Source organism: Gordonia sp. (in: high G+C Gram-positive bacteria) (assembly GCF_020438995.1).
Taxonomy (GTDB): domain Bacteria; phylum Actinomycetota; class Actinomycetes; order Mycobacteriales; family Mycobacteriaceae; genus Gordonia.
This window is the reverse complement of record NZ_JAGQTN010000131.1, coordinates 14,346-30,388: the sequence shown is the minus strand read 5'-3', so window position 1 is coordinate 30,388 and position 16,043 is coordinate 14,346. Positions and strand designations below refer to the sequence as shown.

16 protein-coding genes and 1 pseudogene are annotated in these 16,043 nt (G+C 66.1%); 5 read left to right on the top strand and 12 right to left on the bottom strand.

The window, feature by feature from the left end; translation table 11 throughout:
• Nucleotides 1-137 precede the first annotated feature (137 nt).
• A pseudogene (locus KDB67_RS10295) lies at nt 138-1,007 on the top strand (IS701 family transposase); the annotation flags it as partial.
• A 75-nt stretch (nt 1,008-1,082) separates the two neighbouring features.
• Nucleotides 1,083-2,456 (top strand): metallopeptidase TldD-related protein, encoded by a 1,374-nt coding sequence (locus KDB67_RS10290; RefSeq protein WP_291015493.1) that lies wholly within the window; start codon nt 1,083-1,085, stop codon nt 2,454-2,456.
• A gap of 3 nt (nt 2,457-2,459) precedes the next feature.
• Here KDB67_RS10290 and KDB67_RS10285 read toward each other — a convergent pair whose 3' ends face one another.
• From KDB67_RS10285 to puuE, 5 genes are read right to left on the bottom strand one after another with little or no spacing between them, the layout of a single operon-like run.
• Complete coding sequence (locus KDB67_RS10285; RefSeq protein ID WP_291015491.1) at nt 2,460-3,296, bottom strand: DUF4081 domain-containing protein; 837 nt, start codon at nt 3,294-3,296, stop codon at nt 2,460-2,462.
• A 55-nt stretch (nt 3,297-3,351) separates the two neighbouring features.
• Nucleotides 3,352-4,563, bottom strand: a complete 1,212-nt coding sequence (gene ispG, locus KDB67_RS10280; protein WP_291015489.1) for a flavodoxin-dependent (E)-4-hydroxy-3-methylbut-2-enyl-diphosphate synthase — start codon at nt 4,561-4,563, stop codon at nt 3,352-3,354.
• A gap of 58 nt (nt 4,564-4,621) precedes the next feature.
• Complete coding sequence (locus KDB67_RS10275; protein ID WP_291015488.1) at nt 4,622-5,851, bottom strand: site-2 protease family protein; 1,230 nt, start codon at nt 5,849-5,851, stop codon at nt 4,622-4,624.
• Nucleotides 5,852-5,854: 3 nt separating this feature from the next.
• Complete coding sequence (gene dxr / locus KDB67_RS10270; protein WP_291015487.1) at nt 5,855-7,024, bottom strand: 1-deoxy-D-xylulose-5-phosphate reductoisomerase; 1,170 nt, start codon at nt 7,022-7,024, stop codon at nt 5,855-5,857.
• A gap of 43 nt (nt 7,025-7,067) precedes the next feature.
• On the bottom strand, nt 7,068-8,021 hold the full coding sequence (gene puuE / locus KDB67_RS10265) for an allantoinase PuuE (RefSeq protein ID WP_291015485.1): 954 nt from the start codon (nt 8,019-8,021) through the stop codon (nt 7,068-7,070).
• A 168-nt stretch (nt 8,022-8,189) separates the two neighbouring features.
• On the opposite strand from puuE, the gene KDB67_RS10260 reads away from it, so the two are divergent.
• On the top strand, nt 8,190-8,465 hold the full coding sequence (locus tag KDB67_RS10260) for a DUF2631 domain-containing protein (RefSeq protein ID WP_291015483.1): 276 nt from the start codon (nt 8,190-8,192) through the stop codon (nt 8,463-8,465).
• Between the two features lie 53 nt (nt 8,466-8,518).
• Here the strand turns inward: KDB67_RS10260 and rlmN are convergent, their stop codons facing one another.
• Entirely contained in the window at nt 8,519-9,625 is a 1,107-nt protein-coding gene (gene rlmN / locus KDB67_RS10255; RefSeq protein WP_291015481.1) for a 23S rRNA (adenine(2503)-C(2))-methyltransferase RlmN, read from the bottom strand.
• A gap of 30 nt (nt 9,626-9,655) precedes the next feature.
• On the opposite strand from rlmN, the gene KDB67_RS10250 reads away from it, so the two are divergent.
• Nucleotides 9,656-10,096: a LapA family protein gene (locus KDB67_RS10250; protein WP_291015480.1), complete on the top strand. Its 441-nt coding sequence runs from the start codon at nt 9,656-9,658 to the stop codon at nt 10,094-10,096.
• A 38-nt stretch (nt 10,097-10,134) separates the two neighbouring features.
• Here KDB67_RS10250 and KDB67_RS10245 read toward each other — a convergent pair whose 3' ends face one another.
• The 5 genes from KDB67_RS10245 to rpsB form a co-directional block, all read right to left on the bottom strand.
• Nucleotides 10,135-10,974, bottom strand: coding sequence for a phosphatidate cytidylyltransferase (locus KDB67_RS10245; RefSeq protein WP_291015478.1), 840 nt, complete (start codon nt 10,972-10,974; stop codon nt 10,135-10,137).
• Between the two features lie 14 nt (nt 10,975-10,988).
• Nucleotides 10,989-11,546, bottom strand: a complete 558-nt coding sequence (gene frr, locus KDB67_RS10240) for a ribosome recycling factor (RefSeq protein ID WP_291015476.1) — start codon at nt 11,544-11,546, stop codon at nt 10,989-10,991.
• Nucleotides 11,547-11,603: 57 nt separating this feature from the next.
• A complete protein-coding gene (gene pyrH, locus KDB67_RS10235; RefSeq protein ID WP_291015474.1) occupies nt 11,604-12,347 on the bottom strand; it encodes a UMP kinase in 744 nt (247 codons plus the stop codon).
• Nucleotides 12,348-12,464: 117 nt separating this feature from the next.
• Nucleotides 12,465-13,289: a translation elongation factor Ts gene (gene tsf, locus KDB67_RS10230; RefSeq protein ID WP_291015472.1), complete on the bottom strand. Its 825-nt coding sequence runs from the start codon at nt 13,287-13,289 to the stop codon at nt 12,465-12,467.
• A gap of 71 nt (nt 13,290-13,360) precedes the next feature.
• Nucleotides 13,361-14,173 carry a 30S ribosomal protein S2 gene (gene rpsB / locus KDB67_RS10225; RefSeq protein ID WP_291015470.1) on the bottom strand — a complete coding sequence of 271 codons (813 nt, stop codon included), beginning with the start codon at nt 14,171-14,173 and terminating at the stop codon, nt 13,361-13,363.
• 430 nt (nt 14,174-14,603) lie between these two features.
• Between rpsB and KDB67_RS10220 the strand changes: the two genes are divergently transcribed.
• A complete protein-coding gene (locus KDB67_RS10220) occupies nt 14,604-15,047 on the top strand; it encodes a M23 family metallopeptidase (protein ID WP_291015496.1) in 444 nt (147 codons plus the stop codon).
• A gap of 7 nt (nt 15,048-15,054) precedes the next feature.
• Here the strand turns inward: KDB67_RS10220 and KDB67_RS10215 are convergent, their stop codons facing one another.
• Nucleotides 15,055-16,008 carry a tyrosine recombinase XerC gene (locus KDB67_RS10215; RefSeq protein ID WP_291015468.1) on the bottom strand — a complete coding sequence of 318 codons (954 nt, stop codon included), beginning with the start codon at nt 16,006-16,008 and terminating at the stop codon, nt 15,055-15,057.
• Nucleotides 16,009-16,043 lie beyond the last annotated feature (35 nt).

Sequence of the window (16,043 nt, the reverse complement as noted above, 5' to 3'; positions counted from 1 at the left end):
ATAGACTTGCTCACCGGAATGGTGCTCCTGGATCTGGACTGATTCTTGCTGTGGTAAGCCGAATTATCCCAGGTCAGGGCACCATTCTTCGTTTATGACACGCAATCAGCGTGAAAGGCTGAGGCTACACCAGCGACAAAGGTCACGCCCTGATCGATCGGCGCCTGTATCTGCCGACGAGTTGGACTGATCACCGGGACCGCCTCGATGAGGCTGGGGTACCCACTGAGGTCGGGTTCGCCACCAATACCGAGCTCGCTGCCGACATGATCACCGACGCCCTCGACGCCGGCGTTCGGTGCTCGTGGGTCGCCGGTGACGAGGTGTACGGTGCCAGCCCCGAACTGCGCACACTGCTGCACGAACGCACGGTCGGCTACGTGCTGGTCGTGGCCACCAGCCGCAGGGTGCCCACCGCCGCCGGCCCGATGACCGTAGCGCAGTTAGCGGCCGACTCACCGACCAGTTCGTGGCAGCGACTCTCGGCCGGGGCGGGTACCAAAGGCGCCCGGGTGTATTCGTGGGCATGGCATACCACCACCGAGGACCCCGGCAGCACAGGGCAGTGTTCGGTGCTGGTGCGCCACAACGACACCACCGGTGAGCTGGCGTTCTACCGCTGCTACAGCTCCACCCCGGTCCCGTTGGCTGTGTTGGTGAAGGTCGCCGGCCGCCGGTGGACTGTCGAGGAATCGTTCCAGTCCAGCAAAGGCCTGACCGGGCTGGACCAGCACCAAGTACGAACCTGGACCTCCTGGCATCGCTGGACGATCCTGGTCATGCTCGCCCACGCCATCCTGGCGATCACCACCGCCGAACAACGCGCCCACGAAACCACCAACCCCTCATTGATCCGGTTGAGTATCAACGAGTTTCAACGACTACTCAGAGCCGCTACCGTCACCACCGAACACGCCAGCGAGTACTTCCTTCATTGGTCGAAATGGCGGCGTCGACATCAACTTCGAGCACGGATATGCCACCGAAACCGCAGGTCATCGATGTGAAATTACCATCTACGACTGTAGTACTAGGCTAACGGAAGCTAGTAGTAGATAGTCCGCCGACGAAGGATACCGGAGATGGTCAGTGTAACCGACGCAGTCGATTCGGCCCTGGCGCACGCACAGCGGCTCGGGGGCGCGGACGACACGATCGTGATCGTCACCGACAAAGCTGAGGCATCGCTGCGCTGGGCGGGCAACACGATGACCACCAATGGTGAATCGGTGCAACGCATCACGACAGTGGTGTCGATCGTGCGGCGCGGTGCGAGCGCTCACGTCGGCACGGTGACCACCACCGACATCAACCCGGCCGCCGTTGCCGACGTGGTACGCGCGTCGCAGGACGCCGCCCGCTCGGCACCACCGGCGGACGACGCGTTCGCGCTGATCACCGACAGCGGCACGCCCGCGGACTGGGCCGATGCACCGGCAACGACCGGGGCGGACGTATTCGGCGGCATCGCCGGTGCGCTACGCCGCGGTTTCGACGGCCCCGACAAGCTGTACGGTTTCGCCCATCACATCGTCGACACGATCTGGCTGGCCACATCGACCGGTGTGCGGCGTCGTTTCACCCAACCCACCGGATCGGTACAGATCAACGCCAAGCGCGGCGATGCGAGCGCGTGGTCGGGTATCAGCACACCCTGGTTCGACGACGTTCCCGTCGACTCGATGCTCGCCGACCTGTCGACGCGGCTGAATTGGTCGGCGCACACTGCCGAGCTGCCGGCGGGCCGATACGAGACGCTGCTGCCGCCGTCGGCGGTGGCCGACCTGATGTTGTCGCTGAGCTGGGAGATGGCCGGACGCGGCGCGCAGGAAGGACGCACCGCGATGTCGGCGCCCGGTGGCGGAACTCGGGTGGGCGAGAAACTCACCGATCTGGGCCTGACACTCAGTTCCGACCCGACCGCACCCGGCCTGGAATGTGAGCCGTTCGTGGTCTCCGCGGCATCGTCGGAGATGGCGTCGGTGTTCGACAACGGTCTCGACATCGGGCGCGTCGACTGGATCCGGGACGGGATGATCGACACCCTGGCCTATCCCCGTGCGGCGGCGGTCGAGTTCGGTGCCGCACCGGCCGCAGGATGCTCGAACCTGCTGATGACGGGCGGCGATGCGACGCTGGAGGAGATGATCGCGGCCACCGAACGGGGTCTGCTGCTGACCACGCTCTGGTACATCCGCGAGGTCGACCCCACCACCGCGCTACTCACCGGGCTGACCCGCGACGGCGTGTATCTGATCGAGGACGGCACGGTGAGCGCCGCGGTCAACAACTTCCGGTTCAACGAATCGCCGCTGGATCTGTTGCGCCGCACCACACAGGCCGGGGTCAGCGAGATCACCCTGCCGCGCGAATGGTCGGACTGGGCCACCAGGACACGGATGCCGCCGCTGCGCATCCCCGACTTCAACATGTCGTCGGTGAGTCAGGCGCAGTAGTCGTCAGTCGATGAGGACCGTCGCGAATGTTCCGACCTCGACGAAACCGATACGCCGGTAGGCCGCCCGTGCAGGGGTGTTGAAACTGTTCACGTACAGGCTGGCCGTCCGGCCGTCGGCGATGATCGCCTGCGCGACCGCGGCCGTACCCGCCGCACCCAGTCCCTCACCGCGACGCTGCGGATCCACCCACACGCCCTGGATCTGCCCGACGACCCGGGACATCGACCCGACCTCGGCCTTGAACACCACCTGGCCGTCCTCGAAGCGTGCGAACACCCGGTTCGCCGTGATGAGTGATGACAACCGGCGCCGATACGAGACACCACCATCACCGGCCCGCGGATCGACGCCGACCTCACCGATGAACATGTCGATGGCCGCGGGGAGGTAGGCGTCGAGGTCGTCGAGCGTGACCAGCCGCACCGCCGGATCCGGCGGTATCGCCGGTTCCCCGTCGAGCGCCATCAGCGGCTGATCCGGCCGCACCTCCCGGGCCGGGCCCCATTCGGACTCGAGGTCGCCCCACAGCGACGCCACCAGATCGGCGGGGCCCACGATCGACGAACAGGCACGCGGCCGTGACATCGCGCGATCGGCGAAGTAACTCATGTCCGAACGCGAACCGAGCAGCGGAATGAGGTTGGCACCGGAAAAGCACAGCGATGTCGACGGATGATCGGCAGTCCACAGCGAACCACCCAGCAGCCGGGGATTGAGTCCGTGCACCTCGCACCGCGCTGCCACCATGCACATCGGCACCGGATCGGAGGCGAGGACGTCGGCCACCACGACCGCATCACGAAGGCCGAGTGGTCGATGTCCCACCACGTTCAGCACGACAACTCCTCTGTGCTGGATCCCTGCGGCCCAGCGCCTCCTCACGCCCGGCAGATCACATGACCGTGACCACCGGCGGACCGGATTCTCCGTCCACACCAGTTTGCCCGGATTCCTCCGCAATGCGCAGGGCTTCGTCGATCAATGTCTCGACAATCTGCGATTCGGGCACCGTCTTGATGACCTCGCCCTTGACGAAGATCTGCCCCCTGCCGTTTCCGGACGCCACGCCGAGGTCGGCTTCCCTGGCCTCGCCCGGACCGTTGACCACACAACCCATCACCGCGACCCGCAACGGAACCTCCATACCTTCCAGGCCGGCGGTCACCTCGTTGGCGAGTTTGTAGACGTCAACCTGCGCACGGCCGCACGACGGGCAGGACACGATCTCCAGTTTGCGGGGACGCAGGTTCAGCGACTGCAGGATCGCATCACCGACCTTGATCTCCTCGGCAGGCGGCGCCGACAACGACACCCGGATCGTGTCGCCGATGCCCTCGGACAGCAGAGCGCCGAACGCGACCGCCGACTTGATGGTGCCCTGGAACGCCGGGCCCGCCTCTGTGACACCGAGGTGCAGCGGGTAGTCGCACTGGGCGGCGAGCTGCCGGTATGCCTCCACCATGATCACCGGGTCGTTGTGTTTGACCGAGATCTTGATGTCGCCGAAGCCGTATTCCTCGAACAGGCTCGCCTCCCACAGCGCCGACTCGACGAGCGCCTCAGGCGTCGCCTTGCCGTATTTCTCCATCAGCCGCTTGTCCAGCGATCCGGCGTTGACGCCGATCCGGATGGGAATGCCGGCCTCGCCGGCGGCCTTGGCGACCTCCTTGACGCGGCCGTCGAACTCCTTGATGTTGCCGGGGTTCACCCGCACCGCGGCGCAACCGGCGTCGATGGCGGCGAAGATGTACTTGGGCTGGAAGTGGATGTCGGCGATCACCGGGATGTTGGCCTTGCGGGCGATCTCCGGCAGTGCGTCGGCATCCTCCTGACGCGGGCACGCCACACGTACGATGTCGCAACCCGATGCGGTGAGCTGGGCGATCTGCTGCAGCGTGGCGTTGACGTCGTGAGTCTTGGTGGTGCACATCGATTGGACCGAGATCGGGTGATCGCTGCCCACGCCGACCTGTCCGACCATGATCTGGCGCGTCTTGCGGCGGGGTGCCAGCACGGGCGGCGGCGCCGGTGGCATACCGAGCCCGATCGCCATCGGGCCACTGCCCGGTGCTGCCGGTACTCCTTGCGCGACTGGGGCGTTCATGTCTTTCACCTTCTGCTGGGCTGCTGCGTTGGACGTGGTGCCGGGGACTGGAGTCCGGTCACCACAACCGGATCGGATTGATGATGTCGGCGGTCACGGTCAGCACCATGAACGCTCCCATCACGATGACCACCGCGTAGGTCAACGGCATCAACTTCATGTAGTCCACGGGGCCGCCCTCGGCACGGCCCATCCACCGGCGCACCGTGTCCCGGCACTTCTCGTACCCGACGATGGCCATATGTCCACCGTCCAATGGTAGTAGCGGCACCAGATTGAACGCCCCCAGGAAGAAGTTGATGGTGATCAAAAGCATGAAGAACACGCTCCACGCGCCGCGTTCGGCGGCCTCGCCACCCATCGCCGACGCCCCGTACACACTGACCGGGGTGTCCTCGCCACGCGGGCCGCCCGTCACCGCCGTCCACAGATCGTCGATTTTCGACGGCAGCGACAGCAACGCATCCCACGTCGCCTTCGCCAGGTGCCCGGTGAACTCGAACGTGCCCGGAATCGCCGTCAGCGGGTTGTATTCGAGCGGTCCGATCGGGTCCGGACGGGTCAGCGTCACCCCGATCGCGCCGACCGTGACGCTCTTGAGAGTCCCGTTGGAGGTCCGCATCTTGCGTTCGACCTGCGTCACCGGGATCTGCAGCGTCAGCGTCTGGTCATCGCGCTGCACCTGCACCGACGCGGTACCCGTGGTGCGTTGCGTCGTCGTGATCAGGTCACTGTTGTTGTCGACGGCCTCGCCGTTGATCGCCACGATCCGGTCGCCGGGCCGCAGACCGGCCGCCTCGGCGGGAGCCGCACCCGAACACGGCAGCAACTCACCCGCCGCGTCCGTGGCCGACGCCACACAGCTGACCTTCTCCACGTACACCGGCGCGTGGTCGGCGTCGTCGCGCAGATTCGGCAGGCCCGCCAGTACTGCGACGAAGTAGATGAGGACGAAACCCAGGACGAAGTTCTGCGCGGGACCGGCCAGCAACACCACGAACCGCTTCCACGGCTTCTGCCGGAACATCGCGCGGTCGCGTTCGTCGTCGGCGAGTTCGTCGTACGGAGTCATGCCGGCGATGTCGCAGAACCCGCCGAACGGCAGCGCCTTTACCCCGTACTCGGTCTCACCCCGCCGCACCGACCACAGTGTGGGCCCGAAGCCGACGAAGTAGCGCCGGACCTTCATCCCGGTGGCCTGCGCCGCCCACATGTGGCCGCACTCGTGCCAGGCCACCGACAGCACCAGGGCGAGGGCGAACAGCACCACGCCGAACGCGAACATCACGAATCAAACTCCATCAGCGCGGGCCGAGACCAGCCGTGCGGCACGATCGCGGGCCCACCGATCAGCGGCGAATACCTCGTCCACACTACCGGGCGCGGCACGCCACTGATCTGCGTCGTCGATCACGTGGGCCACCGTCTCGACGATCTGCGGGAACCGCAGCACACCGTCGAAAAAGCCCTGTGCGGCCACCTCGTTCGCGGCATTGAACACCGCGGTCAGGCTGCCACCGGCCTTGCCTGCACGGCGCGCGACATCGATCGCCGGGAACACCTCATTGTCGACGGGCTCGAACGTCCACTGCGACGCCGTCGAGAAATCACAGGCCGCCGACGCGCCCGGAACCCGGTCCGGCCAGCCCAGGGCCAGCGCGATCGGCAGCTTCATCGATGGCGGCGACGCCTTCGCGATCGTCGCACCGTCGACGAACGTCACCATCGAATGCACGATCGACTGCGGATGTACCGTCACATCGATGCGGTCGTAGGGCACACCGAACAGCAGATGTGCCTCGATCACCTCCAGCGCCTTGTTCACCAGGGTCGCCGAATTCAGCGTGATCATCGGCCCCATTGACCACGTCGGATGCTTGCCCGCCTGCTCCGGAGTGACATGTTCGACGTCCTCGCGGGACCAGCCGCGAAACGGTCCCCCCGACGCCGTCAGCACCAGCCGCGACACCTCGCCGGCACTGCCTCCGCGCAAACACTGCGCGATCGCCGAATGCTCCGAATCAACCGGCACGATCTGCCCCGGCGCCGCCGCATCGAGCACCAGCGCACCACCGGCCACCAGTGACTCCTTGTTGGCCAGCGCCAACCGGGCGCCCGAGCGCAGCGCCGCCAGACTCGGCGCCAAACCGATCGATCCGACGATCCCGTTCAGCACCACATCCGCATCCGCGGCATCGATCAGATCCACCATCGCATCGGCACCGACGTGCACACCCGCACCGATCCCGGCGACCAGGTCACGCCCGGCGGACTCGTCGGCGACTGCGACGCGGCCCGCCAACAACCCCAGGTCGGCGACCTGCTTGCGCAGTAGATCGAGATTGCCGCCACCCGCCCCGACGCCGACCACCTCGAACCGATCAGGATTGGCCGCGATCACCTCCAGCGCCTGAACGCCGATCGAACCCGTCGAGCCGAGGATGAGTACACGTATGGTCACCGGACCATTGTGAACCACCCGAGAGGCGAACTGACCGACAGCGCTACCCCGCCGGATGCACCGACCGCCAATGGTCGGCGATATCGATGCGCCGCGTGATCCATACATCGTCGTGCGACTGCACGTGATCGAGGAACCGTTCCAGACTCGCCAGCCGCGCCGGGCGACCGACCAGCCGGCAGTGCAGGCCCACCGACAGCATCTTCGGCGCACCCTCCTGGCCCTCCCGGTACAGCACGTCGAACGCGTCCCTCAGGTGTGCGAAGAACTGTTCACCCGACGGGAAACCACCCGGTGACGAGAACCTCATGTCGTTGGTGTCCAGCGTGTACGGCACCACCAGATGATCGACCAGCGCTCCCTGACTCGGCACCTTCACCCAGTACGGCAGATCGTCGGCGTAACTGTCGGAGTCGTAGGCGAACCCACCCTGCTCGACGACCAGCCGTCGCGTATGCGGAGAATCCCGGCCCGTGTACCAGCCGCGGGGTCGCTCCCCCGTGATCTCGGTCAGCAACTCCAGCGCCGCCACCATGTGCTCACGCTCGATCTCCTGATCGACTAACTGATAACTCAGCCAGCGATACCCATGACAGGCGATCTCGTGCCCCTTTTCGACGAACGCCGCCGCCACCTCGGGATTGCGCGCCATCGCCTGCGCCACCGCGAAGATCGTCAACGGCAGACCCCGGCGCTCGAACGTCCGCAGGACCCGCCACACACCCGCCCGCGATCCGTATTCGTACAACGACTCCATGCTCATGTGCCGATTCGGAAACGATTGTGCACCAACCATTTCCGACAAGAACGTCTCGCTCCCCCGATCGTTCTCCAACACATTGTTCTCCGCCCCCTCCTCATAGTTGAGGACGAATTGCACCGCCACCTTCGCGCCGCCCGGCCACCGCGGATCAGGCGGCGTCCGCCCGTACCCCACCATGTCGCGGGGATAATTCTCGTTTCGATAGTCGGCCAGAGATCGGGTGGTCTGATACATGGCCGCATTCTGTCACCAAGACCGCACCACGTCGCGGTGAGACGATCGCGCACGGCGCAGGTGAGACGATCGCGCACGGCGCAGGTGAGAAGGTCGCGCACCGGCCGGCAAGCGGTACCGCTATGCTGATCGAGAACTACTACCCCACGTCGTCGGTAAGGAGCAGCTGTGGCAAGCACCGAGGTTGAACACGAACACGTCGACACCGGCTGGACCCGTGAACCCGCCGACGCCCCCTCGGCCCGATTCGGCTGGCACGCCAAACCCAAGCGGTTCTACTTCATACTCGGCTGGGCCTCCGTCGGCTTCCTTCTCTTCATGGGATTCGTCGGCAACCACCGAGGCGAAGTCGAAGAACTCTGGTCGGTCGGCGTCGCCGCCTGCATCGCCGTCTTCCTCATCCGCGGCATGTTCTTCAACCGCGACCCCAAATGGGTGCCGTAGTCCTGTACCCATAACCCGGCGCCCACCTGCCTGATGCGGGTGGGCGCATTTGGCTATCGTTCCTCGGCGGCCAGTTGACCGCAGGCGGCGGCTATCTCTTGGCCTCGGGTGTCGCGGACGGTGCAGGAGACGCCCTGTTCCTGTACTCGGCGGACAAACTCGCGCTCTGCCGGTTTCGGGCTCGCATCCCACTTCGAGCCCGGGGTCGGGTTCAGCGGGATGAGGTTGACATGGGCCTTCGTGCCGAGTGCCTTGTGCAGCTTCTTGCCCAGCATGTCCGCGCGCCACGGCTGATCGTTGATATCCCGGATCAAGGCATACTCGATGGACACCCGGCGACCGCTGGAATCGGCATAGTAGCGCGCGGCCTCCAGCACCTCGGCGACCGACCACCGGTTGTTGACCGGAACGAGCGTGTCGCGCAGCTCGTCGTCGGGGGTGTGCAACGACACCGCGAGGGTCACCGGAATACCCTCGTCGGCCAGCTTCCTGATCGCAGGCGCCAGACCCACCGTCGACACCGTCACCGACCGCGCCGAGATCCCAAGGCCCTCGGGTGCCGGTGAGGTGATCTGGCGGACCGCGCTCACCACCCGCTTGTAGTTGGCCAGCGGCTCGCCCATCCCCATGAACACCACATTCGACAACCGGCCGGGCTCCCCGAACTCGCCGTCTCGCAGGGTGCGGGCCGCGGCACGAACCTGATCGACGATCTCGGCCGTCGACAGATTGCGGTCCAGACCGCCCTGCCCGGTGGCACAGAACGGGCACGCCATGCCGCATCCGGCCTGGCTTGAGATGCACAACGTGTTGCGGTCGGTGTACCGCATCAGCACGCTTTCGAGCAGTGTTCCGTCGTGCAGGCGCCACAGTGTCTTGCGGGTGCTGCCGTCGTCGCAGCTGATCTGCCGTATCGGCGTCAGCAGCGTCGGGAACAGCGAATCTCCCACGGCCTGCCGGGCTGCGGCCGGCACGTCGGTCATCTCGGCGACGTCACCGTTCAGCCTGCTGTAGTACTGGCGTGCCAGTTGATTGACCCGGAACTTGGGCAGTCCGAGCTCCGCTGCCGCCGCGATCCGCTGTTCCGGATCGAGGTCGGCGAAATGTTTCGGCGGCAACCCGCGCTTGGGTGCGTCGAACACGAGCGGTAAAGAGGACATTTGAGCATTGTCTCATGCCATCATGGCCGGATGAGCACCTCAGATCCGCTGCACAAAGGCCGGCGACCCGCCCCGCAGGACCAGTACGACACACCCGGCGAACCGGAACCGGCCACCGGCGGAACCCCGGTACCCGACCCCGAGATTCCCGCGTCGCCGGTCGGTGGCACCTCCCGCCGCGGGAAGCGTAGCGGTGAAGCGATCGCCGGCGAGGTCCGCCACACCCGCACAAGCGCCGCCTGGGCCGGAATGATCATCGGTTCGGCACTCGGCATACTGCTGCTGATCTTCATCCTGCAGAATCTCAGCTCGCAGCAGATCTGGCTGCTGTTCTGGCAGGTCAACCTGCCCGTCGGCATCAGCCTGCTCATCGCCGCCATCGCTGGTGCGCTGGTCACCGCGCTCATCGGCGGTCTGCGCATGTTCCAGCTCAACCGGGCACTGACCAAGGCGTCCAAAGCCGACCACTGATCGCCGGCCGCGGCTCGAGGGCTGTCAGATCGGAAACGTCACAGCAGTGCCGTCAGCACCGCCCACACCACGAACGCCGACGGCAGCAGCGAGTCGAGCCGATCCATGATCCCGCCGTGGCCGGGCAACAGCGTGCCCATGTCCTTGATGCCCAGATCACGCTTGACCTGCGATTCGACGAGATCGCCGAGCGTGGCGCAAATCACCAGGACCGGACCGAGAACGGCACCGACCCACCAGTGGGCGTCGAGCAGGAACAGGGCGCAGCACACGGCACCCACCGTTCCGACAGTGAGTGACCCGGCCAGGCCTTCCCACGACTTCTTGGGACTGATCGCGGGCGCCATCGGATGCTTGCCGAACAGCACACCTGCCGCATAGCCGCCCACATCGGAGCACACGACGACGACCATCAGCGTCGCCACCCGGGCGGCGCCGTCGGATTCGGTGACGATCAGGGCGCCGAACGCGGCCAGCACCGGCAGCCACGCCATCACCAGCACCGTCACGGACAGTCCGCGCAGATAGTCCTTGGGTGCGGCGCTGAGCCCTTGGGCGAGCAGCTTCCATACCATCGACACCAGGACCGTGGTCACCGCCGCCACCAGGATGCCCGTGGTCCCCCACGGCCATCCCGACCAGATGATGGCCTGACCACCGATCAGCAGCGGCCAGAACGCGATTCCGATCCCGCCGTCGCGCAGTCGCTGGGCGATCTCCCAAGTCGCGATCGCCAGCGCGACCGAGACGACGCCGTACCAGATCCGCGGCTCGAAGACGAGGATCGCGATGATACCGGCGCCCAGTGTGACGCCGACCCCGATCGCGGCCGGCAGGTCACGCCCGGCCCGTGAGGTCTTCTTTGGCTTTGTACTCATCGGGTAGGTTGCGCTCACACCTCGAGCAATTCGTTCTCTTTATGTTTCACCAGCTCGTCGACCTGGCCGACATACAACGCCGTGGTCTTGTCGAGCTCCTTCTCTGCGCGCACCACCTCGTCCTCACCGGCCTCGCCGTCCTTCTGGATGCGTTTGAGCTCGTCGACGGCCTTGCGCCGGACGTTGCGGATCGAGACCTTGGCGTCCTCGCCCTTGGCCTTGGCCTGCTTCACCAGATCCTTGCGACGGTCCTCGGTGAGCTGTGGGATGACCACCCGGATCACGTTGCCGTCGTTGGTGGGGTTCACGCCCAGGTCGGAGTTGCGTATCGCGGTCTCGATGTCCCGCAGACTCGATGGCTCGTAAGGCTTGATGACAACCAGGCGTGGCTCGGGCGTGTTGATACTGGCGACCTGGGTGATCGGGGTGAGCGCACCGTAGTACTCGATATGCACCTTGTTGAACATGGCCGGGTTGGCCCGTCCGGTCCGGATGGACCCCATGTCGTCCTTGGCGACGCCGACGGCCTTCTCCATCTTCTCCTCGGCGTCGAATAACGCGTCGTCAATCATGTTGTCAGGTTCTCCTCGTGATGTGCTGATCTCGTCGTCGTGTGCGGGTGCGGCGAGTCAGTCGGTGCTGACGAGCGTTCCGATGCGCTCGCCCGCGACGGCACGTGCAATGTTGCCTTGTTCGAGCAGGTTGAACACCAGCATCGGCATCTTATTGTCCATACAGAGACTGAAAGCGGTCGCATCGGCCACCTTGAGCTGCTTCTCCAACGCCTCGCGGTGCGTGATCTCGCGGTAGAGGGTCGCGTCCGGGTTCTCGCGCGGGTCGGCGCTGTACACCCCGTCGACGGCCTTGGCCATCAGGACCACCTCGGCTTTGATCTCCAGGGCGCGCTGGGCGGCGGTGGTATCGGTGGAGAAGTACGGCATGCCCATGCCAGCCCCGAAGATCACCACGCGTCCCTTCTCCAGGTGCCGCTGGGCACGCAGCGGAAGGTACGGCTCGGCGACCTGCCCCATGGTGATCGCCGTCTGCACCCGGGTGCTGACGCCACGCTTTTCCAGGAAGTCCTGCAACGCCAGGCAATTCATGACGGTGCCGAGCATGCCCATGTAGTCGGAGCGGGAGCGGTCCAGGCCACGCTGCTGCAGTTCGGCGCCGCGGAAGAAGTTTCCGCCGCCGATGACCACCGCGACCTGTGCTCCGGTGCGCACGACGTCGGCGATCTGGTCGGCGACCATCGCCACCACGTCGGGGTCGAGTCCGACACCACCGCCGCCGAACATCTCACCACCGAGCTTGAGCAGTACCCGGCTGTAACCGTGCCGTTCGGAGTGCGCGCTGTCGGTGCCGTCGGTCATCTGCGTCCTCTGCTCGGTGTGATGGTCCCCGATCATCTTAGAGGTGCCCGAACACGACGATGGCCCCGCACCCATCGCTGAGGATGAGCACGGGGCCGTCGCAGGAGATAGGTGAAACTAGCTCTGGCCGACCTCGAAGCGGGTGAAGGTCACGACGGTGGCACCGGCCTCGTCGAGAACGTTCTTGACCGTCTTCTTGGAGTCCTTGACATACGCCTGGTCGATGAGGACGACGTCCTTGTAGAAGCCGTTGACGCGGCCTTCGACGATCTTCGGCAGCGCCTGCTCGGGCTTGCCCTCGGCCTTGGCGGTCTCCTCGGCGATGCGTCGCTCGTTCTCGACGACGTCGGCGGGCACCTGGTCGCGGGTCGCGTAGCGCGCCTTGAGGGCGGCGACCTGCTGAGCGGCATTGCGAGCGGCCTCGGCCGCGGCGTCGCCCTCACCGGTGTACGACACCAGCACGCCGACGCCCGGAGGCAGATCCGAGGCGCGCTTGTGCAGGTAGACCGCGACGGGGCCGTCGTAGTAGGCGACGCGGCGCAGTTCGAGCTTCTCGCCGATCTTGGCGGCCAGTGCCTGCACGGTGTCGTTGACGGTGCCGTCACCCAGCGGGGACGCCTTCAGAGCCTCGACATCACTGGTCTTGGCGGCCAGCGCGGCGTCGAGCACCTTGTCGGCGAGTTCCTGGAACTCGGCGTTCTTGGCGACGAAGTCGGTCTCCGAGTTGAGCTCGATCATCACGCCGCCCTTGGCGGCGACCAGGCCCTCGGCGGTAGACCGCTCGGCGCGCTTGCCGACGTCCTTGGCGCCCTTGATACGCAGTTCCTCGACGGCCTTGTCGAAGTCGCCGTCGTTGTTGGCCAGTGCGTTCTTGCAGGCCATCATGCCGGAGCCGGTGAGCTCGCGAAGTCGCTTCACGTCGGCGGCAGTGTAGTTCGCCATCGTCGGCGAGCCTCCTTCTAGGTCAATTCGTGGGTGGAAACACTGGGCCGGGATCGGCCGGCCCGGTCATTTCACTGAGCGGCAGGTGCGGCCTCGGCCTCGGCGGGGGCGGCGGGCTGGCTGAGCAGCTCCTGCTCCCACTCGGCGAGCGGCTCACCGGCAGCGGCTTCCGGTTTGGCATCGCCGGCTGCCTGGCCCGCGCGGGCCTGCACACCTTCGGCGACGGCCGAGGCGACCACGCGGGTCAGCAGGGCGGCGCTGCGGATGGCGTCGTCGTTACCCGGGATCGGGTAGTCGACGAGGTCGGGGTCGCAGTTGGTGTCGAGGATGGCGATCACCGGGATGTTGAGCTTGCGGGCCTCGCCGACGGCGATGTGCTCCTTGTTGGTGTCGACGACCCAGATGGCCGAGGGCACCTTGGCCATGTCACGGATACCGCCGAGGGTGCGCTCGAGCTTGTTCTTCTCACGCGTGAGCATGAGGATTTCCTTCTTGGTGCGACCCTCGAAACCACCGGTCTGCTCCATGGCCTCGAGTTCCTTCATGCGCTGCAGGCGCTTGTGGACGGTCGAGAAGTTGGTGAGCATGCCACCGAGCCAGCGCTGGTTGACGTACGGCATGCCAACGCGGGTGGCCTCGGCGGCGATGGATTCCTGAGCCTGCTTCTTGGTGCCGACGAACAGGATGGTGCCACCGTGGGCGACGGTCTCCTTGACGAATTCGTACGCCTTGTCGATGAAGGTCAGCGTCTGCTGCAGGTCGATGATGTAGATGCCGTTGCGGTCGGTGAAGATGAACCGCTTCATCTTGGGATTCCACCGGCGGGTCTGGTGCCCGAAGTGTGCGCCGCTGTCCAGCAGCTGCTTCATTGTCACGACAGCCATGTCGTCACTTCCTTTATGTTGCAGTTGATACCGACTCCGGGTGGGGCCGGCCCTGGCATCCGCGACCGCGTGGACCCTGCACGAGGGCAGGGACCGCCACGCGATACGGCGGCCCGGCGTGATCCGGGCGACGTGCGGACGCGCGAAGTCACCCCACCGACGTGGTGAGATGCGGCACCGACTCTACGCCGGATGCCTATCAGAACCAAAAGCGTTATCCCCAGACCTCGGGGCACGTGGTCCGATCAGAGGAAATTCCGGAAGATCTTCACCACCGATGGAACCGAATAGGTCCGGGCTGCGTCTGATCCCTATGCCGGCCATCCATACGCACGACGCGTTGCTCCCCCGATACGCCGTCCGCACCATCGTCATCGTCATCGTGGCGGTGGTTGCGGCGTCCTTCGTCGTTTCCGGTTCCGCCGCTGCCATGGCAGCACCGCCGGCGGACGCGGCGGGCCATCGTCCGCCCCTGCCACCCACCCCGACCGTGGTCACCGTGTTCGCGGTCGGCGAACAGCGCTGGTCACAGGGCCATCGCGGCATCGACCTGAGCGCCCCGGCCGGTACCGCGGTCGTTGCCTCGGCTGCCGGGATCGTGCGTCATGCGGGCAATGTCGCGGGGCGTCCGGTGGTGTCGATCCTGCATCCCGACGGACTCATCACCACCTACGAACCGGTACAGCCCACTGTGCGCCGCGGCGATCACGTCGCTCGGGGCGAGTCGATCGGGATCCTCGAAGCCGGTCACGACTCATGCCCGGACACGACCTGTCTGCATTGGGGCGCACGGCGAGGCTCCGGACATTCGGCCGGCTACATCGATCCGCTCGGCCTGCTCGGGGCGGTACGCGTCCGGCTCAAACCACTATGAGCGACAGTCAAGCGCGCGGGTGTGCCTGACTATGCACCGCACGCAGCCGTTCGACGCTGACATGCGTGTACATCTGGGTGGTAGCGAGCGATGCGTGGCCGAGGAGTTCCTGCACGATGCGCAGATCCGCTCCGCCTTCGAGCAGATGCGTTGCGGCGCTGTGCCGGAGACCGTGCGGACCCATCGCCGGACCACCGGACTGCCCCGCGGCGTGGTACACCACCGACCGCGCCATCCGCTGATTGAGCCGGCCCCCCCTGCTGCCGAGTAGCAGCGCACCGGCCGACTCCGGTTTCGCGGACGCCTGCGTGACCAACGCCGGACGTCCCCGGGCCAGCCACTCGTCGATAGCGTGAGCCGCCGGGGTGCCGAACGGGACCATCCGCTCCTTGTTGCCCTTGCCGAGAACCCGCAACACCCGACGCTGCGCGTCGACGTCACCGATATCGAGTCCGCACAGTTCCCCGACCCTGATTCCGGTCGAATACAGCAGTTCGACGACGAGCCTGTCCCGTAGCGCGATCGCGTCGGCATCACCGGATTGCCGGTCGCCGTCATCGGATTGAACCCGATCTCCGGCGGCCTCGATCGCCCGGGCCGCCTGGTCGGCGTCGAGAACCTCGGGTAGCGTCCGATGGGCCTTCGGCGCCCGCAGCCGCTGGGCGGGATCCACCCGCAGCAGGCCCTCACGGGTTGCCCAGGCGCAGAGCTTCTTGGCCGACGACACTTGACGGGCGATACTCGTACGGGCGGCTCCGGCCCTGGTCCGGTCGGCCAGCCAGGCACGCAGGAGCGGTAGGTCGAGGTCGGTGAACTCGACGCCGCGCACACCGGCGTAGGTGATGATCGACCGTGCGTCGCCGGTGTACGCGCGGACCGTGTGCTCGCTGAGACCCTGTTCCAGTCGCAAGTAGTCACCGAAGCGGTCCACCACATCCGTCGCACCGTCACCAGGAGTCACGTCACCATCAGACGGTGCAACGGAGGCGGATGCAA